This window comes from Streptomyces sp. NPDC001415, from assembly GCF_053597395.1.
In genome coordinates this window covers 172,385-195,454 of sequence record NZ_JBSFIE010000009.1, presented here as the reverse complement: position 1 = coordinate 195,454, position 23,070 = coordinate 172,385, and the positions used below count along the sequence as shown (strand labels likewise).

The 23,070-nt window shown below is 71.3% G+C and carries 20 protein-coding genes; 14 read left to right on the top strand and 6 right to left on the bottom strand.

The genetic code is table 11. The features are described from left to right. Nucleotides 1–49: 49 nt before the first annotated feature. Nucleotides 50–2,323 (bottom strand): DEAD/DEAH box helicase, encoded by a 2,274-nt coding sequence (locus ACWC2B_RS15175; RefSeq protein ID WP_450716901.1) that lies wholly within the window; start codon nt 2,321–2,323, stop codon nt 50–52. 448 nt (nt 2,324–2,771) lie between these two features. On the opposite strand from ACWC2B_RS15175, the gene ACWC2B_RS15170 reads away from it, so the two are divergent. Continuing rightward, the gene (locus ACWC2B_RS15170; protein WP_450716900.1) at nt 2,772–3,533 is read left to right on the top strand and encodes a ferritin-like fold-containing protein; all 762 of its coding nucleotides are present in this window, start codon (nt 2,772–2,774) and stop codon (nt 3,531–3,533) included. Between the two features lie 43 nt (nt 3,534–3,576). Here the strand turns inward: ACWC2B_RS15170 and ACWC2B_RS15165 are convergent, their stop codons facing one another. Next, the gene (locus tag ACWC2B_RS15165) at nt 3,577–3,840 is read right to left on the bottom strand and encodes a hypothetical protein (protein WP_450716899.1); all 264 of its coding nucleotides are present in this window, start codon (nt 3,838–3,840) and stop codon (nt 3,577–3,579) included. A 270-nt stretch (nt 3,841–4,110) separates the two neighbouring features. Between ACWC2B_RS15165 and ACWC2B_RS15160 the strand changes: the two genes are divergently transcribed. Then, nucleotides 4,111–5,262 (top strand): acyltransferase family protein, encoded by a 1,152-nt coding sequence (locus ACWC2B_RS15160; RefSeq protein WP_450716898.1) that lies wholly within the window; start codon nt 4,111–4,113, stop codon nt 5,260–5,262. Between the two features lie 109 nt (nt 5,263–5,371). On the opposite strand, the gene ACWC2B_RS15155 is transcribed toward ACWC2B_RS15160, so the two are convergent. The 3 genes from ACWC2B_RS15155 to ACWC2B_RS15145 form a co-directional block, all read right to left on the bottom strand. Next, nucleotides 5,372–5,599: a DUF3107 domain-containing protein gene (locus ACWC2B_RS15155; RefSeq protein WP_450716897.1), complete on the bottom strand. Its 228-nt coding sequence runs from the start codon at nt 5,597–5,599 to the stop codon at nt 5,372–5,374. A gap of 142 nt (nt 5,600–5,741) precedes the next feature. Continuing rightward, nucleotides 5,742–6,383, bottom strand: a complete 642-nt coding sequence (locus ACWC2B_RS15150; RefSeq protein WP_450716896.1) for a TetR/AcrR family transcriptional regulator — start codon at nt 6,381–6,383, stop codon at nt 5,742–5,744. A gap of 145 nt (nt 6,384–6,528) precedes the next feature. Continuing rightward, nucleotides 6,529–6,750, bottom strand: coding sequence for a hypothetical protein (locus ACWC2B_RS15145; protein ID WP_450716895.1), 222 nt, complete (start codon nt 6,748–6,750; stop codon nt 6,529–6,531). A 135-nt stretch (nt 6,751–6,885) separates the two neighbouring features. Here ACWC2B_RS15145 and ACWC2B_RS15140 point away from each other — a divergent pair, with 135 nt between their 5' ends. The 12 genes from ACWC2B_RS15140 to moeZ all read left to right on the top strand — a co-directional run bounded on the left by ACWC2B_RS15140 (nt 6,886) and on the right by moeZ (nt 21,249). Continuing rightward, nucleotides 6,886–7,881: an alpha/beta fold hydrolase gene (locus ACWC2B_RS15140; protein ID WP_450716894.1), complete on the top strand. Its 996-nt coding sequence runs from the start codon at nt 6,886–6,888 to the stop codon at nt 7,879–7,881. An 8-nt stretch (nt 7,882–7,889) separates the two neighbouring features. Next, entirely contained in the window at nt 7,890–9,137 is a 1,248-nt protein-coding gene (locus ACWC2B_RS15135; RefSeq protein WP_450716893.1) for a DUF3152 domain-containing protein, read from the top strand. Between the two features lie 88 nt (nt 9,138–9,225). Continuing rightward, nucleotides 9,226–9,321, top strand: coding sequence for an Ms4533A family Cys-rich leader peptide (locus ACWC2B_RS15130; RefSeq protein WP_317617795.1), 96 nt, complete (start codon nt 9,226–9,228; stop codon nt 9,319–9,321). Between the two features lie 167 nt (nt 9,322–9,488). Further along, the gene (locus tag ACWC2B_RS15125; protein WP_450716892.1) at nt 9,489–11,219 is read left to right on the top strand and encodes an ABC transporter substrate-binding protein; all 1,731 of its coding nucleotides are present in this window, start codon (nt 9,489–9,491) and stop codon (nt 11,217–11,219) included. Between the two features lie 2 nt (nt 11,220–11,221). Continuing rightward, nucleotides 11,222–12,214, top strand: coding sequence for an ABC transporter permease (locus ACWC2B_RS15120; protein ID WP_450716891.1), 993 nt, complete (start codon nt 11,222–11,224; stop codon nt 12,212–12,214). Then, nucleotides 12,211–13,209, top strand: coding sequence for an ABC transporter permease (locus ACWC2B_RS15115; RefSeq protein WP_450716890.1), 999 nt, complete (start codon nt 12,211–12,213; stop codon nt 13,207–13,209). Before ACWC2B_RS15120 ends, ACWC2B_RS15115 begins: the two co-directional genes overlap by 4 nt. Continuing rightward, nucleotides 13,206–14,999: a dipeptide ABC transporter ATP-binding protein gene (locus tag ACWC2B_RS15110; RefSeq protein WP_450716889.1), complete on the top strand. Its 1,794-nt coding sequence runs from the start codon at nt 13,206–13,208 to the stop codon at nt 14,997–14,999. Before ACWC2B_RS15115 ends, ACWC2B_RS15110 begins: the two co-directional genes overlap by 4 nt. Before the next feature lie 191 nt (nt 15,000–15,190). Further along, entirely contained in the window at nt 15,191–16,969 is a 1,779-nt protein-coding gene (locus ACWC2B_RS15105; RefSeq protein ID WP_450716888.1) for a DUF3492 domain-containing protein, read from the top strand. Then, nucleotides 16,966–18,123 carry a hypothetical protein gene (locus tag ACWC2B_RS15100; RefSeq protein ID WP_450716887.1) on the top strand — a complete coding sequence of 386 codons (1,158 nt, stop codon included), beginning with the start codon at nt 16,966–16,968 and terminating at the stop codon, nt 18,121–18,123. The genes ACWC2B_RS15105 and ACWC2B_RS15100 overlap by 4 nt, the downstream gene beginning before the upstream one ends. A 145-nt stretch (nt 18,124–18,268) precedes the next feature. Next, nucleotides 18,269–19,234 carry an NAD-dependent epimerase/dehydratase family protein gene (locus ACWC2B_RS15095; RefSeq protein WP_450716886.1) on the top strand — a complete coding sequence of 322 codons (966 nt, stop codon included), beginning with the start codon at nt 18,269–18,271 and terminating at the stop codon, nt 19,232–19,234. Beyond that, the gene (locus ACWC2B_RS15090) at nt 19,222–19,998 is read left to right on the top strand and encodes a spherulation-specific family 4 protein (RefSeq protein ID WP_450716885.1); all 777 of its coding nucleotides are present in this window, start codon (nt 19,222–19,224) and stop codon (nt 19,996–19,998) included. Before ACWC2B_RS15095 ends, ACWC2B_RS15090 begins: the two co-directional genes overlap by 13 nt. 72 nt (nt 19,999–20,070) lie before the next feature. After that, complete coding sequence (moeZ, locus tag ACWC2B_RS15085) at nt 20,071–21,249, top strand: adenylyltransferase/sulfurtransferase MoeZ (protein WP_450716884.1); 1,179 nt, start codon at nt 20,071–20,073, stop codon at nt 21,247–21,249. A 159-nt stretch (nt 21,250–21,408) separates the two neighbouring features. Here the strand turns inward: moeZ and ACWC2B_RS15080 are convergent, their stop codons facing one another. Further along, nucleotides 21,409–22,995, bottom strand: a complete 1,587-nt coding sequence (locus tag ACWC2B_RS15080; RefSeq protein WP_450716883.1) for an alpha/beta hydrolase — start codon at nt 22,993–22,995, stop codon at nt 21,409–21,411. Between the last annotated feature and the right edge of the window lie 75 nt (nt 22,996–23,070).

The window sequence follows — 23,070 nt, the reverse complement described above, 5'->3', positions numbered from 1 at the left end:
GCCCGGCACCCCCGCACAGGGGGGACCGGGCCGTTTCAGGGGGTGCGGGTCACGCCTCGGGCGCGACCGCGGCCTTCTTCGCGCGGGTGCGGCGCGGCTTCGCCGGCGCCTCGGCCTCTACGGTCTCGACGACGGCCTCGGCGGCCTTCTTGCGCGTGCGGCGCGGCTTGACCGGGGCCTCGGCCTCGACGGCCGCCTCGGGGGCGACCTCCGCGACCTTCTTGGCCCGGGTCCGACGCGGCGCGGCCGGAGCCTCGGCCGCCTCGGGGGCGGCTTCGGCGACCTTCTTGGCGCGGGTGCGGCGGGGCTTCGCCGGGGCCTCGGCCTCGACAGCCTCTACGGTCTCGACGACGGCCTCGGCGGCCTTCTTGCGCGTGCGGCGCGGCTTGACCGGGGCTTCGGTCTCGACGACGGCCTCAACCGGGTCGACAACGGCCTCCGCGACCTTCTTGGCGCGGGTGCGGCGCGGCTTGACCGGGGCCTCGGTCTCGACGACGGCCTCAACGGTCTCGACGACGGCTTCCGCGGCCTTCTTGGCCCGCGTACGACGCGGCTTGACCGGCGCTTCCTCCACCGCGACGGCAGCCGGAGCCGCGGCGACCTCGGTGATAGCGGCGGTGGTCCTGGCCTTCGCCGCCCTGGCCAGCTCCAGCGCGGCCGACTCCGGCGTCACGAAACCGACCTCGGTGGCCGGCGCGGTCTTGCGCACCGGGCGGCGGCGCGCCTTGGCCACGACCGGCTCGACGACGGGCACGGCGGCAACCGGCGCGGACCGACGGCGCGGCTCGGCCTTGACGACGGCGGGCTCGGCGACCGGCGCGGCCGGAGCCGTCTCGATCACCGGCGCGGCAGCGGCCTGCGGCACGGCCGACGGCGCACCCACACGGGTACGGCGACGACGGCGCGGCGTACGCGGCTCGGCCGTGGTCTCGGTGGCCGCGACGGCCTCGGAGACCGGGGCCGCGACCGGCGCGGCCGTGGTCTCGGCGCCGTCCGGCTGCGAGCCGCCGCGGGTGCGGCGACGCTGACGCGGCGTGCGCGGCGTACGGGCCGGGCGCTCCTCGGTGACGACGGGAGCCGCGGCGGCGGACTTGCGCCCGCGCCCACCGGTCTCGCCGAGGTCCTCGACCTCTTCGGCCGCGAGGCCCGCGCGGGTGCGCTCGCCCCGGGGCAGCACGCCCTTCGTGCCCGCCGGGATCTTCAGCTCCTCGAACAGGTGCGGAGACGTGGAGTACGTCTCGACCGGGTCGGGGAACTTCAGGTCGAGCGCCTTGTTGATCAGCTGCCAGCGCGGGATGTCGTCCCAGTCGACCAGCGTGATCGCGATGCCCTTGTTGCCGGCGCGGCCGGTGCGGCCGATGCGGTGGAGGTAGGTCTTCTCCTCCTCCGGCGACTGGTAGTTGATGACGTGCGTGACGCCCTCGACGTCGATGCCGCGCGCGGCGACGTCGGTGCAGACGAGCACGTCGACCTTGCCGTTGCGGAAGGCGCGAAGCGCCTGCTCACGGGCGCCCTGGCCGAGGTCGCCGTGGACCGCGCCGGAGGCGAAACCGCGCTTGGCGAGCTGCTCGGCGATGTCCGCGGCGGTCCGCTTCGTACGGCAGAAGATCATCGCGAGTCCGCGGCCCTCGGCCTGCAGGATGCGCGCGACCATCTCCGGCTTGTCCATGGAGTGGGCGCGGTAGACGAACTGCTCGGTGTTGGCGACGGTCGTGCCCTCGTCGTCCGGCGAGGTGGCGCGGATGTGCGTGGGCTGCGACATGTAGCGGCGGGCGAGGCCGATGACGGCGCCCGGCATGGTCGCGGAGAACAGCATCGTCTGGCGCTTCGGCGGAAGCAGCTGGATGATCTTCTCGACGTCGGGCAGGAAGCCGAGGTCGAGCATCTCGTCGGCCTCGTCGAGGACGAGAGTCTTGACGTGCGAGAGGTCGAGCTTCTTCTGCCCGGCGAGGTCGAGCAGGCGGCCCGGGGTGCCGACGATCACGTCGACGCCCTTCTTGAGCGCCTCGACCTGGGGCTCGTACGCGCGGCCGCCGTAGATGGCGAGCACACGCACGTTGCGGACCTTGCCCGCGGTGAGGAGGTCGTTGGTGACCTGCTGGCACAGCTCGCGCGTCGGTACGACCACGAGGGCCTGCGGGGTGTTGGTGAGCCGCTCGGGCGTGGCCCGGCCCGCCTCGACGTCGGCGGGGACGGTGACCCGCTCAAGGATCGGCAGACCGAAGCCGAGCGTCTTGCCGGTGCCGGTCTTGGCCTGCCCGATGATGTCGGTGCCGGAGAGCGCGACGGGGAGCGTCAGCTCCTGGATGGGGAAGGGGGACACGATGCCGACGGCTTCAAGGGCTTCGGCGGTCTCGGGAAGGATCCCGAGCTCTCGGAACGTAGTCAGGGTGCTGCCTCTTCTGTGAGGTGCGGTACGGAGGCGAACGCGGCGGGTCGTACCGTGCCCATTTCGTCCGGCGGGGATCAGATTCGATCGTGTTGCCGGGTGGCGCGGGACCACTGCCGTCGCTCAAGCGCTCGTGCCGCTGAGGGATCCCTCTTCTGTGGCACGTACTGAAACGTGCCCGGCGGAGGGCTGTCGGGTCGGAGCCGACCGGAGCAACCGACCGGGCATCCTCATTCGTGCAGCCCGTCGACATACTCGGCAGGCGCAATACCACTGTACCCCGGATTCGCGCATGTGTGTTGGGAGAATTCGCGGGACCGGTGCGACGGGTGTGAGCAAGGAGGCCCTTACAGCCTGTCCCCGGCGGGCTATTGTGCGGTTTATGGAGACGTCTGACAACGCCACTGCAGCCGAAGAAACCACCCCGGAGCCCGAGCGCACCGGGATCGCCGCCCAGGACTGGGCGACGGCCTCCGAGGTTCCCCAGTACCGCGCCGCGGTCGTGGACCTCCTCGGCGCCCTCGCCTACGGAGAGCTCGCGGCCTTCGAGCGGCTCGCCGACGACGCGAAGCTGGCGCCGTCCCTGGCGGACAAGGCGGAGCTGGCCAAGATGGCTTCCGCGGAGTTCCACCACTTCGAGCGGCTGCGGGACCAGCTCGCGCAGATCGACGCCGAGCCGACGGCCGCGATGGAGCCGTTCGCCAAGGCGCTCGACGACTTCCACCACCAGACCGCCCCGTCGGACTGGCTGGAGGGCCTGGTCAAGGCGTACGTGGGCGACTCGATCGCGAGTGACTTCTACCGCGAGGTCGCCAATCACCTGGACTCCGACACCCGCTCCCTGGTCCTGTCGGTCCTCGACGACACCGGGCACGGCAACTTCGCCGTGGAGAAGGTGCGGGCGGCGATCGAGGCGGACCCGCGCGTCGGCGGCCGGCTCGCGCTGTGGGCGCGCCGTCTGATGGGCGAGGCGCTTTCGCAGGCCCAGCGCGTGGTCGCCGAGCGCGACGCGCTCTCGACGATGCTGGTCGGCGGGGTCGACGGCGTGGCCGCGGGCTTCGACCTCGCGGCGGTCGGCGAGATGTTCACCCGGATCACCAAGGCCCACACCAAGCGCATGGCGGCGCTGGGTCTCGCGGCCTGACCCAGAAGAACCCGACCCGGAGAAGCAGGTACGAAACCGCCGCCTACGCCGCAGACCGGCGCAGGCGGCGCGTCGGCCGCAGCAGCAGCGAGAGCAGGACGGACGCCACGAAGGTGGCGCCGAGCACGGTGGTCACTCCGTGGCCCGGGCCGATCGCCGAGTGCGTGAGGAAGGCTCCGAAGAGCCCGGCGAGCGGGCCGACGGCCAGAACGGTGCGACGCTCGGGCAGCCGGTGGGACAGCCGGGCCGCGGCGGCCCACGCGAGGGCGAAGCCCAGCAGTACGGAGCCAAGGGCTTCAAGCAGCATGTGCGTCGCCTCCCAGGGGTACGGCCAGGGCGGATCCGGTCACAGCCGTCCTACCCGGGCCTCGCGGAACGCAACCCTCCCCTCACTGGGAGGAAGCAACGCAGGCGTGTCCTCGGCCGGACACGATTCTTATGTGCTTACGGTCACACCTGGTGTCAACCGATGCCGTGCGAGCAGAAGCCGCACGTAGGTTCCGCACAGGTGACTCCGCGCTGGCGCCGGGGCTCCTTCGTTCTCTCGGGTGCCGTTCGGCGGCACGGAGGTCACACCATGAGCCAGCGTCGGCCGGTTCCCAGACTCGCAGCGCTGGACGGGCTCCGGCTCGTCGCCGCTCTGATGGTGGTCTGCTACCACTACCTCGCGCTGAGCAGATCCTGGGGCCACAACCCGGTGACCGTTTTTCCCACGCTGCACAGGTTCGCCGAGTTCGGCTGGCTGGGTGTCGAGGTCTTCTTCCTGGTCAGCGGGTTCGTGATCTGTATGAGCGTGTGGGGGCGCGGTCTGGGTGACTTCGCGGTGTCGCGGATCTCGCGGCTGTTTCCGGCCTACTGGGTCGCCGTGCCGCTCACCGCGCTGGTGGTGAAGAAGTGGCCGGAGGTCACGTCGATACGCGGTTGGGACGACGTCATCGTCAACCTGACCATGCTCCAGGCGGGCAACAACACCAGGAACGTCGACGACGTGTACTGGACGCTCTTCGTGGAGCTCAAGTTCTACGTCCTGATGGCGATCGTCGTGCTGTGCGGGGTGACCTACCGCAATCTGCTCATCTTCTGCGGGGTGTGGACCGTGGCGGCGGCCCTCGCGCCGAGTCTCGGCTTCCCGGCGCTCGCGGCGTTCGCGATGCCGCAGTACGCGCCGTTCTTCATCGCGGGCATCGCCTTCTACTTGATGCGCCGCTTCGGCTCCAACGCCCTGCTGTGGGGCATCGTCCTGTTCCAACTGCTGCTCGCGCAGCGGTACATCGACTACCGCATGGCCAGCAATCTCGGTCACGTCGCGGCCGAGCACCTGCCGAGCTGGCCGGTCCGGCTGATCATCATCGCCGGGTTCGCGATGGTCGGCGCGATCGCCCTCGGTGTCTTCGACCGGGTGCAGTGGAGGTGGCTCTGCACTGCCGGGGCGATCACGTATCCGCTGTACTTGATCCACATGTTCATCGGCATGACCCTCATCCACCACTTCCGCGACCGGCTCCCCGCCCCGGTTCTGGTGGTCTCGGTGGTCGCGCTGATGATGGCCACGGCCTGGCTCATCCACCGCTACGTCGAACGCCCCGCCGGCCAGTGGATCCGCGCCTCCATGAAGCGCGGCATCGAGGACGTACGCCTCAACACGCCCGCCCGTCGGAAGGCCCGGTGGCGGCCTTCGCTCCCGGCTGCTCCGGAAGAGCGGCCGCTGCACAGCGCGGGAGTCCACTGAGCGGGCTCCTCGGGAAAGCAAGCCCTCGGGAAAGAAGCCCTGGGGAAACACGAAGAAGGGGTGCCACCAGTGATCACTGGTGGCACCCCTTCTTCGGTGTCCTTGTGTACTACAGCGCGCCGAAGCCCACGCGGCGGACCGCCGGCTCGCCGATTTCCACGTATGCGATCTTGTCGGCCGGTACCAGGACCTTGCGGCCCTTGTCGTCCGTGAGGCTGAGCAGCTGCGCCTTGCCGGCGAGGGCGTCGGATACCGCGCTCTCGACCTCTTCGGCGGACTGCCCGCTCTCCAGAACGATCTCCCGGGGTGCGTGCTGCACGCCGATCTTGACCTCCACGGCTATGTCCCTCCGACCTCGTGCGGTGCGCGGTCAGCCGCGCCGTACGCTGCACACATTAGCCCGGGGAGGCGACCGGAAATGGCCGGTCGCTGAACGCCAGGAGCGAACAGAATTCAGGAATGACCGCGCGGCCTGCCGCTCAGTGGCCCTCGGTGCCGTGCAGCGGGAAGCCCGCGATGCCGCGCCAGGCGAGCGAGGTCAGCAACTGGACCGCCTTGTCGCGGGGGATGGTCGACTCGCTGGAGAGCCAGTAGCGGGCCACCACCTGGGAGACCCCGCCCAGCCCCACGGCGAGCAGCATCGACTCGTCCTTGGAGAGGCCCGTGTCCTCGGCGATGACGTCCGAGATGGCCTCGGCGCACTGGAGGCTGACCCGGTCCACGCGCTCGCGCACCGCGGGCTCGTTGGTCAGGTCCGACTCGAAGACGAGCCGGAACGCCCCGCCCTCGTCCTCGACGTACGCGAAGTAGGCGTCCATGGTCGCCGCGACCCGGAGCTTGTTGTCCGAGGTCGACGCCAGCGCGGTGCGGACCGCGTGCAGGAGTGACTCGCAGTGCTGGTCCAGCAGGGCCAGGTAGAGCTCCAGCTTGCCGGGGAAGTGCTGGTAGAGGACCGGCTTGGAGACGCCCGCCCGCTCCGCGATGTCGTCCATCGCGGCCGCGTGGTAACCCTGTGCGACGAAGACTTCCTGGGCCGCGCCCAGGAGCTGATTGCGGCGGGCCCGGCGCGGCAGGCGCGTGCCTCGCGGGCGCGCCGCCTCGGTCTGCTCGATGGCTGTCACGCCGCCTCCCAAAGTTGTTCTGGTGCGCGATGTACGCGCGCCGCCATCGTACTTTTGGGTAACCCGGCTGTGCGCGGTGCGAACGCAGAATTTCACGGACCGGACGCGCTGGGTAGCCGGAGATACCCGCGGGAAACCGAACAAATCATCGGTAGTCGTCCTCGTCGAGGGCGACCACCCGCGTCTGTTCGACGGCGTCGGCCTCGTTGGCGGTGTCCGGGTGGACGCGGGTCAGCGGGTCGTCGTGGTCCTGTCGTACGTCCGTGTGCTGTTCGGCCGCGTCCGCCTCGTTCGTCTCCTCGGACAGTTCCGCGGGGTCGTCGGCTTCTTCATGGAAGGTTTCCGGATCGCTGGGATCGACGGACATGACTGCTCCCTTTTCGTCCACTTCGAGTGATTCGGGGGCTTCCTTATGAGCCTAGGAGTTCCCCGGCCAAGCCGCTATACGGCCTGTGACGGCGAACACATGAACCACGGTGTGATCGTCTCGTAACATTGCCGCATGTCTTCGACCGAGCTGCCGGAAACCCTCGCCGCCGCCTCCCTGGCACCACGGGTGGGCGCGGTCAGGGTCTCGGAGGGCGAGGAACTGCGCTCCGTGAGCCTGCCCGGCCTCACCCTGACCATGCGGTCGTACCCCGGCACCGGCACCGGCCTCGAACCCGCGCTGTACGTCCACGGGCTCGGCGGTTCCTCGCAGAACTGGTCGTCGTTGATGCCGCTGCTCGCCGACCGGCTGGACGGTGAGGCGCTCGACCTGCCCGGCTTCGGGGACTCCCCGCCGCCGGACGACGGCAACTACTCGGTCACCGGCCACGCCCGCGCCGTGATCCGCCTGCTCGACTCGGCCGGCCGCGGCCCGGTCCACCTCATCGGCAACTCGCTGGGCGGCGCCGTCTCGACCCGCGTCGCGGCCGTACGCCCCGACCTGGTGCGCACTCTCACCCTCATCTCGCCCGCGCTGCCGGAGATCCGCGTGCAGCGCAGCGCCTGGCCGACCGCGCTGGTCGCGCTGCCCGGCGTGGCCTCCCTGTTCGCGAAGCTGACCAGGGAGTGGAGCGCGGAGGACCGCACCCGGGGGGTGATGGCGCTCTGCTACGGCGACCCCGGACGGGTGAGCCCCGAGGGGTTCGAGGCCGCCGTCCAGGAGATGGAGCGACGCCTCCAACTCCCGTATTTCTGGGACGCGATGACCCGTTCGGCGCGTGGCATCGTGGACGCGTACACGCTGGGCGGCCAGCATGGGCTGTGGCGGCAGGCGGAGCGGGTGCTCGCGCCGACGCTGCTCGTGTACGGACAGCGCGACCAGCTGGTCTCGTACCGGATGGCCCGCCGGGCCGCGACCGCCTTCCGCGACTCGCGGCTCCTTACACTGCCCGACGCCGGGCACGTGGCGATGATGGAGTACCCCGAGACGGTCGCCCAGGCCGTACGGGAGCTGCTCGACGAGACGAGCACCGACCGACACGGCGGCGCCGACCGAGACAACAGGAGCTGATCCCGGGCGTGGGACGACATAGCCGACCCAAGGGCTCCAACGGCGCGGCGCAGGCACCCGAAGCGCCCCCCGCCCCGCAGGCCGAGCCGGCCGTCGCCTCCGGCAGCGGCCGGCGCAGACGCCAGGCCCCGGGCGACGAAGGCCCCGCCCCGCACCACGGCGGCGGCACCCCCGCCTTCGGCACCCCGCAGGTGCGCGGCGGACATCCGCAGCACCCCGAGGACGGCCCCGTCGGGACCTCGGTCCGCTACGGCGACTGGCACGGCAGGCCACGCACCGCCCAGCAGAATCCTTACGGCGCCGCTGCCCGCATCCCGGGCCCGCGCCGCTCCTACACCGAGGCCTTCGACGGGCCCGCGCCCACCGACACCGGGACGAACCGCACCGCCGACCTCGCACCGTCGGCGCCCGAGCCGGAGCCGGAGACCCGGACCAAGGAGTCCAAGGGGTCCAAGGGGCGGACGTTCACCGGGATCGCGGCCGCCGCGGTGACCACCGTGCTCGCGGTCGTCGTCGCCGGACAGGTCACATCCGACGGCGACAAGCACGACGTCGCCGGCCAGTCCGCGAGCGACAACGGCCGTGACGCGGACGGGGGTTCGGCCTCCCGGGGCAGCGGTCGGGCCACCCCCCAGGCGGCGCCCGCGGTCCAGACGTACGACCAGAAGATGGCCCAGCAGTTCCCGCTGGACCCCAAGCTCACCGCGTCGGGCAAGTTCGACGCCGTGCCCGGGTTCGACGCGGCGCCCGGCAAGGGACGCAAGTACCGCTACCGCGTGGACGTCGAGCAGGGGCTCGGCCTGGACGGCGCCCTGTTCGCCGAGGCCGTGCAGAAGACCCTGAACGACGACCGCAGCTGGGGCCACGGCGGCGCGATGACCTTCGAGCGGATCTCGTCGGGCCAGCCGGACTTCGTGGTCACGCTGGCGAGCCCCGGGACCACCGGTGCCTGGTGCGCCAAGTCCGGGCTCGACACCAACGAGGACAACGTCTCCTGCGACTCGGCCGCCACCGACCGCGTGATGATCAACGCGTTCCGCTGGGCGCAGGGCTCGGAGACGTTCGGCTGGGGCAAGGCGATGCTCACCTATCGGCAGATGCTGATCAACCACGAGGTCGGCCACCGGCTCGGGCACAACCATGTGAGCTGCCGCACGCCCGGCGCGCTCGCCCCGGTGATGCAGCAGCAGACCAAGTCCCTGGACATCGACGGGATCAAGTGCCTGCCCAACCCCTGGGTGTATCCCCAGGGTTGATCCGGCCGCGGTACGGCATGTCCACGATGTGGGACGACTGTCTCGTTCTCGATTGACAGTGAACAGCGGGTCGTCCATATTTCTCGGCATGTCGCACCGTCACGCCACCCCCGAACGCGCCGCCATCGAGCTGGCGCTCATCGGCGTGACCGGGCACAGCGTGGCCGACATTCTCTGTAGCTGACGCCGTCCCGAGCGCGTTCGACTTTCCCTTTTCCCTTTTTGCGCCCGGGCATTTCCGTGCTTTTCGCACGGTTCCGCATGCGGGCGCAGCCACCCCTTTTCCCTTTCGGTGCTGTGGGCGCCCGTATTTCCCGCCCTGCCCAGCAGTTACCGAGAGGTCTACTTCCGATGCGTCACACGTCCATTTCGTCGGGGAATGTCGCCAGAGCGGCAGCGATAGCCGTGGTTCTCGCCGTGGGCGCCGTCGCCTGCGGCCCCGAGGGCAGCGGCGCGGGGAACGCCGGGTCCGGCGCGTCCGGCACGCCCCACAAGGGCGGCGCGCTCAGCGTCCTCAACAACGAGGCGCAGACCGACTTCGACCCCGCGCGGCTCTACACCTCCGGCGGCGGCAACGTCCCCTCGCTCGTCTTCCGCACCCTGACCACCCGCAACCGCGAGAACGGCGCCGAGGGCACGAAGGTGGTGCCCGACCTCGCGACCGACACGGGCAAGCCCAACGCGGACGCCACCGTGTGGACGTACACGCTCAAGGACGGGCTGAAGTACGAGGACGGCAGCCCGATCACCACCGCCGACATCAAGTACGGCATCGAGCGCTCCTTCGCGGCCGAACTCTCCGGCGGCGCACCGTACTTGAGGGACTGGCTGGTCGGCGGCGCCCAGTACCAGGGCCCCTACAAGGACGGCGGCAAGGGCCTCGCCTCGATCGAGACGCCCGACGCCAAGACCATCGTGTTCCACCTGAACAAGCCCGAGGGCGAATTCCCCTTCCTCGCCACCCAGACCCAGTTCGCGCCGGTCCCCAAGGCCAAGGACAACGGCACCAAGTACGAGGAGCACCCCGTCTCCTCGGGCCCGTACAAGGTCGTCAAGAACGAGAACGACGGCGAGCACCTGGTCCTGGAGCGCAACCCCCACTGGTCCGAGGCGACCGACACCGAGCGCAAGGCCTACCCCGACACCATCGACGTGCGCTCCGGGCTCGACCAGGCCGTCATCAACCAGCGGCTCTCCGCCTCGCAGGGCCCGGACGCGGCCGCCGTCACCACCGACACCAACCTGGGCCCGGCCGAACTCGCCAAGGTCGGCAGTGACAAGCAGCTCGCCGCGCGCGTCGGCACCGGGCACTTCGGCTACACCAACTACATCGCGTTCAACCCGAACGTGAAGCCGTTCGACAACCCCAAGGTCCGCCAGGCCGTCGCGTACGCCGTCGACCGCACCTCGGCCGTCAACGCCGTGGGCGGCTCCTCGCTCGCCGAGCCCGCGACCACCTTCCTGCCGAACCAGAAGGCCTTCGGGTACACCCCGTACGACGCCTTCCCGGCGGGGGCGTCCGGCAACGCGGCCAAGGCCAAGGAGCTCCTGAAGGAGGCGGGCTACCCCGACGGGCTCACCGTCACGCTCACCCACTCCAACGCCAAGGGCGGCCCCAAGGGACCCGAGGTCGCCACCGCCCTCCAGGACGCCCTGAAGAAGGCGGGCGTCACCGTCAAGCTCCAGGGCCTGGAAGGCAACGACTACAACGACACCGTCGCCAGCGCGAAGAAGGAGCCCGGCTTCTTCCTGCGCGGCTGGGGCGCCGACTGGCCGTCCGGCGGCCCGTTCCTCGCGCCGATCTTCGACGGCCGCCAGATCGTCCAGAACGGCGCCAACTTCAACACCGGCTTCCTGAACGACGCCTCCGTCAACGGCGAGATCGACGAGATCAACAAGCTCACCGACCTGACCGCGGCCGCGCCGCGCTGGGGCGCGCTCGACAAGAAGATCGGCGAGCAGGCCGTGGTGGTGCCGCTGTTCCACCCCGTCTACAAGCGGCTCGTCGGCAAGGACGTCAAGAACGTCGTCATCAGCGACTGGACCGGCGTGCTCGACATCTCGCAGGTAGCGGTCAAGTAGCCATGTCCGAAGCCCTGTTGACCACCGGGGCGGGCGCCGTCGCGCCCGCCCCCGGCGCTCGTCTCTTCTGGCGGCGGCTGCGCGCCCAGCGCGCGGTCACCGCCGCGGCGGCCGTCTTCGCCCTGCTCGTCCTGGTCGCGCTCGCGGCCCCGGTGCTCACCGCGCTGGAGGGCCAGGACCCCAACGCCTACCACCCCACCCTCGTCGACTCCGCCAGCGGCGGCGTCCCCATCGGCTCGTTCGGCGGGATCAGCGGCGAGCACTGGCTCGGCGTCGAACCGCAGACCGGCCGCGACCTGTTCGCCCGGATCGTGTACGGCGCCCGCGTCTCGCTCGGCGTCGCCTTCGTCGCCACCCTCATCCAGGTCGCGCTCGGCGTCGCCCTCGGCCTCTTCGCCGCGCTCGGCGGCCGCTGGGCCGACCAGATCGTCAGCCGCGTCACCGACGTCGCGGCCGCGCTGCCGATGCTCGTCATCACCCTCGGCCTGCTCGCCGTGGCCCCCGCCTCGATCCCGCGGCCGGTCCTGATCACGCTGATCATCGCCGGGCTCGGCTGGTTCGGTACGTCGAAGATCGTGCGGGCGGGCGCCCTCTCGCTCAAGACGCTCGACCACGTCTCGGCGGCGCGGCTCAGCGGCTGGGGCACCTGGGCGATCGCCCGCCGCGAACTGCTGCCCGCCCTTGCCGCGCCCGTCATCACGTACGCGGTGCTGCTCGTCCCCTCCAACGTGGTGGCCGAGGCGGCGCTGTCCTTCCTCGGCGTGGGCATCAAGCCGCCCACCCCGTCCTGGGGCCAGATGCTGACCGACGCCAACACCTGGTACCAGGCGGCCCCGACCTATCTGCTCCTGCCGGCCGGCCTGCTCTTCGTCACGGTCCTCGCGCTGACGGTGATCGGCGAGGGAGTGCGCACGGCTCTGGACCCGAGAGCGGCGTCAAGGCTGAGGGTGGGCACGCGCAAGTCCCGCAACTCCCTTAAGGAGAAGGCAAGTTGACCGGCTTCACAGGCTTTCTGCTGAGGCGGATCGCCGGAGCCGTGTTCGTGCTCCTCGCCCTGTCCGTCATCGTGTACGCCGTCTTCTACGTGGCTCCCGGCAACGTCGCCCAGATCGTCTGCGGTGAACGCTGCTCCCCGCAGCAAGTCGCCCTGGTCCACGACAAGTTGGGGCTCGGCGACCCGCTGTACCTCCAGTACGGCCACTTCATCCAGGGCATCTTCGCCGGCCGCGACTTCTCGTCCGGCACGGGAGTGGTGCACTGCTCGGCGCCCTGCCTCGGCCAGTCCTACCGCACCGACGAGCAGGTCACCGACCTCATCCTCGGCAAGCTCCCGGTCACGGGCTCGCTGGTCGTCGGCGCGTTCGCGCTGTGGCTCCTCATCGGCGTCGGCACCGGGGTGCTCTCCGCGTGGAAGCGCGGCGGAACGACCGAGCGGCTGCTGACCTGGCTGACCCTGGCGGGCACGTCCACGCCGGTGTTCGTCATCGGCCTGCTGCTGATCATCATCCTGTGCTCGACCCTGCAATGGCTGCCGTTCCCGCAGTACGTGCCGTTCACGGACAACCCGGAACAGTGGTTCTGGGGGCTGTTGCTCCCCTGGTTCTCCCTCGCCCTGATCGAATCGGCCAAGTACGCGCGTCTGACACGGAGTTCGATGCTGGAGACGCTCGCCGAGGACCATGTGCGGACGTTCCGGGCGTACGGGCTGACCGAGCGGGCCATCGTCGGGCGCCATGCGCTGCGCGGCGCGGTCGCCCCGGTCATCGCGCTCAGCGCCCTAGACGCGGGGACCATGTTCGGCAGCGCGGTACTCACCGAGACGCTCTTCGGCATCCCGGGCATCGGGCAGCAGCTCGTGCAGTCGGTGCGCACGGTCGACCTGCCGGTGGTGGTCGGCGTGGTCCTGACCACCGGATTCTTCGTGGTGCTTGCCAATGCGGTCGCGGACGTCCTGTACGCGATGGCGGATCGACGGGTGGTCCTTTCATGACGCTGGTTCCTGACGAGGCGCCTCTGGTCGAGGTCGCCGACCTGCACATCTCCTTCGGCGAGGTACGAGCCGTCGATGGCCTCTCCTTTGCGGTTCGGCCCGGCGCGGCGCTGGGCGTGGTCGGCGAGTCCGGCTCCGGCAAGAGCGCGTCGGCGTACGCGCTGCTCGGCCTGCACCGGGGCACGGGGGCGCGGGTCACAGGCTCGATCCGGGTGGCCGGGGTGGACGTCGTGTCGGCCTCCGACGCCGAACTCCGTTCCCTGCGCGGGGGGTTGGCGGCGATGGTCTTCCAGGACCCGCTGTCCTCGCTCGACCCGTACTACACGATCGGCGACCAGATCGCGGAGGTGTACCGGGTGCACAAGGGCGGCTCCCGCCGGGCCGCCCGGGCCCGCGCGGTCTCCGTCCTGGACCGGGTGGGCATCCCGGACGCGGCCCGCAAGTCCCGTTCCCGGCCGCACGAGTTCAGCGGGGGGATGCGGCAGCGGGCCCTCATCGCGATGGCCCTGGCGTGCGAGCCGCGCCTGCTGATCGCCGACGAGCCGACGACGGCGCTCGACGTGACCGTCCAGGCGCAGATCCTGGACCTGCTGCACGACCTGCGCCGCGAGACGGGCCTGGGGCTGCTGTTGGTCACCCACGACGTGGGGGTCGCGGCGGAGAGCGTGGACGAGGTGCTGGTGATGCGGGCGGGGAGGGAGGTGGAGCGGGGTCCGGTGGGGGCGGTGCTGGGGGCTCCGCGCGAGCCGTATACGCGTGCGCTGCTGTCGGCGGTCCCGCGAATCCTCCCCGGACGCGGCCCGGTGGGTGCTGCTGGGGCTCCGCCCCAGACCCCGTTCGCGCCTGAAGGGCGCTCGTCCTCAATCTCCCCCGAGGACTTCGTCCAGGGGGGACCCCCACGGGCCGGGGATGCGGAGCCGGGCCCCGCACGGTCCGCGGACTCGTCCCCCCGGCGGGTCTCGGGAAGGGGCGGGGCGGGGGAAACCACCGCCGAGGGCGACGTCGTGCTCGAAGCCGCCCAGCTCCGCAAGACCTTCGGCCGCGGCCGAACCGCCTTCACTGCCATAGACGGCGTCAGCCTCAAGGTTCGCCGCGGTGAAACCCTCGGCATCGTCGGCGAGAGCGGAAGCGGGAAGACCACCCTCGGCCGCATGCTCGTGGGCCTGCTCGAACCCAGCGCCGGGCACGTCACGCGCACCGGCTCCGTCCAGATGGTCTTCCAGGACCCCGTCTCCTCCCTCAACCCCCGCCGGTCCATCGGAGAGTCCGTCGCCGACCCCCTGAGGGCGAGAGGGGAGCGCGACGACAGCCGCATCCGGGCCAGGGTCGGCGAGCTGCTCCTGAAGGTGGGGCTCGACCCGGACCGGTACGACAGCTACCCGCACGAGTTCAGCGGCGGCCAGCGCCAGCGCGTCGGGATCGCCCGCGCGCTGGCCGCCGAGCCGTCACTGATCGTGTGCGATGAACCCGTATCGGCTCTGGACGTGACGACGCAGGCTCAAGTCACCGCCCTGCTCGCGGAGTTGCAGCGCGAACTCGGGCTCGCGCTCGTCTTCGTCGCGCACGACCTCGCCGTGGTGCGGCAGGTCAGCGACCGGGTCGCCGTCGTGCGGCAGGGGCGGATCGTGGAGGAGGGCGCGGTCGATGACGTGTACGGCGCGCCCGAGGACCCGTACACCCGGCAGCTGCTCGCCGCCGTGCCCTCGCTGGATCCCGCCCTCGCCGCCGCCCGCCGCGCGGCCCGCCGTGAGCTGAGGGAGACGGCCCGCGAGGAGATGGCCGTGGCGTAGCCCTGTGTGACCGGTTCGACCCGTAGCGCGACCGAACGCCATCGGGTCGGGAAAGTTACGTGCATTCACCCCTTCCGGTGGCGCGATGGACAACCGTCCGTCGCGCCACTGGCATAACCGCTTACGTTCGTCCCGCTGCGAGTCGCCGTTGTCAACGGCGGCCGCCCACAAGGGAGATCGGGGGTGCGCACATGCGGATCGGACTGCTCACGGATGGCGGTTATCCGTACACGACCGGTGAGTTCAGGCTGTGGTGCGACCGGCTCGTGCGCGGGCTCGCGCGGCACGAGTTCGACATATTCGCGCTCAGCCGGAGCAAGTACCAGGAGGACCGGGGATTTCTTCCGCTGCCTCCGCAGGTGCGCCAGGTGCGCACCGCGCCGCTCTGGACCGCGCCCGAAACCTGCCACACCGGCCGCAGGCGTGCCGAGCGCGGCTACGGGCGGCGCGAACGCCGGGAGTTCGCCGCCCACTTCGGGCGCCTGGCCGCCTCGATCTGCACCGAACGCGCCGACGGCGAGGGCTTCGCCGAGGGGTTCTACGGGCTCGCCTCCCTCGCCCGCGAGCACGGCGGGCTCGGTGGCGAGCTGCGTTCCGAGACGGCCGTCCGCATTCTGGAAGCCGCCTGCCGCGCCCCCGGCGCCAACCGCGCCGTCCAGGCCGCCAGGGTGCCCGACCACCTCGCCTTCGCGAGCCTCCTGGAACGCGCCCTGCGCCCCCTCTCCCTCGACTGGTACGGCGACGACGCGCTCGGCGCGGTCGACCTCAGCCATGCCGCATCCGGCGGTCGCGCCGCCCTGCCGGGGCTCCTGGCCAAACGCTTCTGCGGGGTCCCGCTCCTGGTCACCGAGTACGGAGTCCAGCTCCGCGCCCAGTACCTCGCCAACGCCCAACTCTCCGTCCCCGTAAGGGCGTTGCAGGCAGGCTTCCAGCGCCGCCTCGCCGCCGAGGTGTACGCGCGGGCCGAACTGATCACCCCCGGCAACACCCACGCCCGCCGCTGGCAGGAGCGCTGCGGAGCCGACCGCGCCAAACTGCGCACCGTCTATCCCGGCATGTCCGCCGAGCGCTTCCACGCCGTGGGGGAAGGCGCCTACGGCGGTGACCCCAACACGCTGGTGTGGGTCGGGCGGATCGAGCCCGCCAAGGACCTCATCGCCCTGCTGCACGCCTTCGCCGAGGTCCGCAAGGCCGAGCCCGAGGCGCGGCTGCGGCTGATCGCCGCACCCGCGGAGGGCCCGGACGCCGTCACATATCTCGCGCACTGCCGGGCGCTCGCCGCCCAGCTCTTCCCCGACGAGGCCGCCGACGCCCACGCCGTCGGCGACAACCCCGTCTCCTTCGAGGAGATCGGCGGCCCCGAGGCGCCCGAACTCGCCGACGCGTACGCGGCCGGAAGCGTCGTCGTCCTGTCCAGCGTCGTCGAGGGCTTCCCCATCAGCCTCGTCGAGGCCATGTTCTGTGGCCGGGCCACCGTCTCCACCGACACCGGCGCCGTCGTCGAAGTCATCGGCGGTACGGGCCTGGTGGTGCCGCCGCGCAATCCGCGCGCGCTCGCCGACGCCTGCGTCGCGCTGCTCCGCGACCCCGAACGCCGCTCGCGCCTGGGTGCCGCCGCCCGAGCCCGGGCGCTCGAACTGTTCACCGTCGAGCAGAACCTCGCGGCATTTCACGGCATTTACCTGGAGCTCATGTCGCACAACCCGGTCCACCGCGAGACCGCGGACGACTTGGCCGCCCCACAGCCCTTCGCGCACCCCGCCGAAGCCCGTGTGCCGGGACGCTGGGCGGCCCCGACCGCAGCCCGCGTGCCGAGCAACTCGGGTGCCACTGGGCCGAGTTGGGCGGCCCCGGCCGCCGCCCCTGCGTCGGCCAAGTCCGGTCCCTCAGGCCATAGTTGGGCAGAAAGCCCCATCGCGGCCCTGATGCGGCAGCGTCTCGACGCCGAAGTGAGAGGGGCGGGCGCGTGACCGACCTTCCCTCCGTCCCGGCCACCGGAACCGCCTGGGGCGCCCGCTCCAAGGACGCCCTCGCCTCGGCGACGCCCGCCCAGAGCGGCGTGGGCCGCACCGCCACCGGCCGGCGCGGCCCCGCCGACCCCGTCAAGGCCCTCATGCACCGGCACCGCGAACTGTGCGAGCGTGCCGTCGACCCGCTGGAGATCGCGGCAGGCCTTGAGGCCCACGGCGTCACCGACCGCACCGCCGCCCGCTTTCGCCACCGCGACGTCTTCTCGCTCGCCGAAGAGCTGTACGCCCGAGTGCCCCGTGACACCGAAACCACGACGCCCGCACGGGAGTTGACCCCGCAGCCCACCGGATGGGCGCTGTGGGCGCTGCTGCCCGGCATCGTCTCCGTACTCGCCGTCGAGGGTGTCCAGCTCGCCCCGGGCGCGATTCGGCCGGTGGTCGGCGCGGTCGGCACGATCGCCTTCGTGGTGGCGCTCACCCTGACCCTGCGGCGCGGCCCCCTGCGCGCCGGCCCGCGCAACCGGCCCGCCGCCCGCCTTTGCGCCGCGTGGCTCATGGCGTACGCGATCGGCGGTGACGGGCTGCTCGCCGAGGCCGTGCGCGGCGGCCCCGACGGAGGCTGGCCGCTCGACCCGGCGGCCGCCACCGGTCTGGCGTTCGCCGTCGCCCCCGCGATGTGGTGCGCGCACCTCTTCTCCGTACAGGCACGCGGCAAGCTCGCCTCAAGCCGGGGCCTCGCCGAGTTCGCCGGACGCTCCCGCCCGCTGCTCCTGGTGACCGTGGCCCTGTTCTCCGTCGGCCTCGCCATGTGCCTGATGGCAAGTCAACTCGCATACGGAGCAGACGCGTTCGGCCCGTGTGCCGCGCTCGGGGTGTTGCTCTGGCTCGCCCGGCTGCTCGCCGCGCACGGCTTCGCCGGCGCCACCACGAAGGTGCTCGCCGCGGCGGCAGGCGCCGAACTGCTCGGGCTCGGCTCGGTGTTCGCCGGGCGGCTGCCCGGCTGCGCCGCCCTCGGCCACCCCGTCGCGTCCCTGGTCCAGGCCTGGGGCGTCGGGGCGTTGCCCGCCGCGGTGTGCGGCGCCGCCGCCCTCGCTCTGCTCGCCCGAGCCGCCGCCGTGCTGGCCCGCGCCTCGGCCCACTGTGACGACCAGTGAGGCGCCCGACGACCTACGCGCCCACCCCACCGAAGCGCCGCGATCGCCCAACCCCCTTACCGGGCAGGCGACCTGGCATTGAAGGAGAACGACACATGACCGCCCTGCCACCGGCCTCCCGCCGCCCGCACGGAAGGACCGTGCGATGAGGGTGCTGCTGCTCGGAGCCAACGGATACCTCGGCCGATTCGTCGCCGACCGCCTCCTCGCCGACCCCGCCGTACAGCTCACCGCCCTCGGGCGCGGCGACGACGCGGACGTACGGTTCGACCTCGCCACCGGCAGCCCGGGAGCCCTGACCCGCTTCCTCGACGCCGTGCACCCCGGCGTCGTCGTCAACTGCGCCGGAGCCACCCGAGGCGGCGCCCGCGAGCTGACCCGGCACAACACCGTGGCCGTCGCCACCGTCTGCGAGGCCCTGCGGCGCAGCGGCTGCGGCGCCCGCCTCGTGCAGATCGGCTGCGCCTCGGAGTACGGGCCCTCGCAGCCCGGCTCCTCCACCGCCGAGGACGCGGTACCGCGCCCCGGCGGACCGTACGGCGTCTCCAAGCTCGCCGCGACCGAGCTCGTCCTCGGCTCCGGACTCGACGCGATCGTGCTGCGTGTCTTCTCGCCCGTCGGCCCCGGCACCCCCGCCGGCTCCCCGCTCGGCCGCCTCGCCGAGGCGATGCGGCGCGCCATGCAGTCCGGCGACGGCGAGCTGAAGCTCGGCGGGCTCGGCGTGCAGCGGGACTTCGTGGACGTACGCGACGTGGCGCGGGCCGTACACGCCGCCTCGCTCTCCGCCGCCCAGGGCGTGGTCAACATCGGCACCGGACGCTCGGTGAAGCTCCGCGACGCGGCCGCCGTCCTCGCCCGGGTCGCGGGCTACGCGGGCACCCTGCACGAACTCGACGGCCCGCCCGTCATGCGCCCCGGACTCATCGGCTCCCCGCGCTCCGGCGATGCCGCGCTCGAACACCTCGCCACGCCCGCTCCGTACCCCGACGGCTGCGGAAGCTGGCAGCAGGCCGACGTACGCACCGCCCGCGACCGGCTCGGCTGGCGGCCCCGGATCAACCTGGAGGAATCCCTCGCGGACATCTGGATGGAGGCGGCATGCCGAATCTGACCCGGCTTCTCGGGCAGCGCGCGGCGACCGGCGCCGGCCGGCTCGGCCTCGGCGTCCCCGGTTACGCCCACCCCCTCGTCGCCCCGGTCGAATGGGCCGAACTCACCCGCCCCGGAACGCCGTTGCACTGGGCCGTGCTCAATGTGTCCGGCGGAACTCCCGGCGGCCCCGGCAGCCGGCCCGACCCGCACTGCCTCGAAGCCGTCGGCAAACTCCGCAACGCGGGCATCCGAGTGCTCGGTCACCTCGACACCGCGTACGGCACCCGCCCCTTCGGCGAGCAGATCTCGGAGGCCCACCGCTACCTCGACTGGTACCGGGTCGACGGCTTCCTGCTCGACCGCTGTCCCACAGAGCGAGACGCGCTTCCCGAAATGCGGCGCACCACCGACACGCTCCGGGCCCTGTGCGACGGCGCCCACCTGGTCTTCGGACACGGCACGCACCCGTACCCCGGCTATGCGGAGACCGCCGACCAGCTGATCACCTACACCGGCCCGTGGACCGACTACCGCTGGTCGCAGGTGGCCGAATGGACCGCCGACTACCCGTCGGAGCGCTTCTGTCACCTGGTGCACGGGGTGCCCAGAACACATCTGGAGGAGGCGCTGCGGATCGCCCGCTGGCAGGGCGCGGGCACGATCTACTTCACGGACCGCGCCGACCGGTCCCGGCAAGGAAACGGCCATATCGACCCATTCGAGACACTGCCCGGCTACTGGGACGAAATCGTCTCGCGGATCGGACCTGGTATCTCGGAATGAGAGGGCGCGTGGCAGTGTTACGGAGAGAACAACCGTACTGACTTACCGACCGACTGCGTAATTGAGGTTCTCGTGTCGCTGCCACCCCTGGTCGAGCCAGCAGCTGAGCTCACCGTAGACGAGGTCCGCAGGTATTCGCGCCACCTGATCATCCCCGACGTCGGGATGGACGGGCAGAAGCGGCTGAAGAACGCGAAGGTGCTCGCCGTGGGCGCCGGCGGTCTCGGCTCCCCGGCCCTGATGTACCTGGCCGCAGCCGGTGTCGGCACGCTCGGCATCGTGGAGTTCGACGAGGTCGACGAGTCGAACCTCCAGCGCCAGATCATCCACAGCCAGGCCGACATCGGCCGCTCCAAGGCGGAGTCCGCGCGCGATTCCGTGCTCGGCATCAACCCGTACGTGAACGTGATCCTCCACGAAGAGCGGCTCGAAGCCGAGAACGTGATGGAGATCTTCAGCCAGTACGACCTGATCGTCGACGGCACGGACAACTTCGCGACGCGTTACCTGGTGAACGACGCGTGCGTGCTCCTGAACAAGCCGTACGTCTGGGGCTCGATCTACCGCTTCGACGGCCAGGCCTCGGTCTTCTGGTCCGAGCACGGCCCCTGCTACCGCTGCCTCTACCCGGAGCCCCCGCCGCCGGGCATGGTCCCGAGCTGCGCCGAGGGCGGCGTGCTTGGCGTCCTTTGCGCGTCGATCGGCTCGATCCAGGTCACCGAGGCGATCAAGGTCCTCACGGGTGTCGGCGAGCCGCTGGTCGGCCGCCTGATGATCTACGACGCCCTGGAGATGCAGTACCGCCAGGTCAAGGTCCGCAAGGACCCCGACTGCGCGGTCTGCGGTCCGAACGCGACGGTCACCGAGCTCATCGACTACGAGGCCTTCTGCGGCGTCGTGTCCGAGGAGGCCCAGGAAGCGGCCATGGGCTCGACGATCACTCCCAAGCAGCTCAAGGAGTGGATCGACGCCGACGAGAAGATCGAGATCATCGACGTCCGCGAGCCGAACGAGTACGAGATCGTCTCGATCCCGGGCGCCAAGCTGATCCCGAAGAACGAGTTCCTCATGGGCTCGGCCCTTGAGTCGCTGCCCCAGGACAAGCGCATCGTCCTGCACTGCAAGACGGGCGTCCGCTCGGCGGAGGTCCTCGCGGTCCTCAAGTCGGCGGGGTTCGCCGACGCGGTCCACGTGGGCGGCGGTGTGATCGGCTGGGTCAACCAGATCGAGCCGGAGAAGCCGATTTATTAAAGGGTGCTGTCCACGATGGGGCCGGTTCGCACGCGAGGTGCGGGCCGGCCCCATTGCCTTGAGGGGGGGGCGGGGCCGTGACATGTGCGGCTCCGCCGCGTGGGTGCGACCGGCCACGACGGGTCCGCAGTCGAAAGCGCACCCCAAAGCGACCCTGGGTCACTGGCAAACCGCCCCCGCGGAGGGGACCTTCCCGTCCAAGAGGTAAGCGTTCACCGCGCTCTGCACGCACTTGTCGCCGCTGTTGTACGCCCCATGCCCCTGGCCCTTGTACGTGAGTTCCACGCCCACCCCCGGGCCCAGCTTGTCCACCATGTTCTTCGCGCCCGCGTACGGCGTCGCCGGGTCGCCGGTGTTGCCGACGACCACGATCGGGGCGGAGCCCGGCGCGCTCACGTCGGGGGTCGTCCACTGGCCGGCGACCGGCCACTCGGAGCAGCCCATGAGGCCCCAGGCCATGAAGGAGCCGAAGACGGGGGACGCCTGCTGGAACTCGGGGAGCTTGGCCTTCGTTTGGTCCAGTGAGTAACGCTCTTTGAAATCAGCACAGTTGATGGCCGCGTTGGCGGCCTGGATGTTGCTGTACGTGCCGTCCTTGCCGCGCCCGTTCATGGCGTCCGACAGCGCGAGGAGCAGCGCGCCCTGGCCGCCCTCCGCCTCGTCGACACCCTGCTCCAGGAGCCTCCAGTACTCCTTGGAGTACAGGGCCTGGGCGATGCCGTTGGTGGCCTGGGTCTGGGTGAGCCGGCGGCCGCTGTTGCCGGCCGGGATGGGCTTCTGGTCGAGCTGGGCGAGCAGCTTGACGATGACGTCCTCGACCTCCTTGACGTTCGCGCCGCGAAGGCGGCACTTGTCGCCGCGGTTCACACAGTCCTGCGCGAAGTTGTCGAGGGCGAGCTGGAAGCCCTTGGCCTGGCCGATCGCGCCCTGCTCGACGTCGTTGGTGGGATCGACGACGCCGTCGAAGACCGCCCGCCCCACGTTCTTGGGGAACAGATGGGCGTAGACGCCGCCGAGCTCGGTCCCGTACGAGATGCCCATGTAGTACAGCTTCTGGTCGCCGAGCACCTGGCGCAGCAGGTCCATGTCGCGAGCGGCCTCGGTGGTGCCGACGTGGGGGAGGACCTTGCCGGAGTTGTCCTGGCAGGCGGTGGCGAACGACTTGAGGCCCTCGATGTACGTCTTCTCCTTGGCGGCGTCGTCGGGGGTGGCGTCCTGGGCGAAGTAGGCGTCGAGCTGGGAGTCGCTCTCGCAGCGCACCGGGGCGCTGGCGCCGACCCCGCGCGGGTCGAAGCTGACCAGGTCGTAGCGGCCGCGCAGGGCCTCGTAGTCACCGGCCGCGGCGGGCAGGGTGGTCACGCCGGAGCCGCCCGGGCCGCCGAAGTTGAAGACGAGCGAGCCGATGCGCTTGGCCCTGTCGGTGGCCTCGGTGCGGATGAGGGCGAGGTCGAGGGTGCCGGCCTTGGGGTTCGCGTAGTCCAGCGGCACCTTCATGGTGGCGCACTTCCACTGGCCGCCGCCGGGCAGTGGGGAGGGCGTGGAGCCGGTGCCCTCCGCCGCGGTGGGCGCCGAGCACGCCTTCCAGTCCAGCTTCTGGGTGGCGAGCCGGGCCGCGTCGGCGGTGCCGGAGGTGAGCCCGTCGTCGTCCTTGGCCCCGCCGGAACAGCCGACGGTGGCGAGCAGTACGGCGGCGGCGCTGAACGCGGCGGCCCGGGTCCGCTTGTGCGGGGCACGGTGGTGTTCCATCCCCCCATCCTGCGGCGGGAACAGGGGGTGCGCGCGAGCGGGGCGGCCCATCGGGGTGTCGCCGTGCCCGGTTCT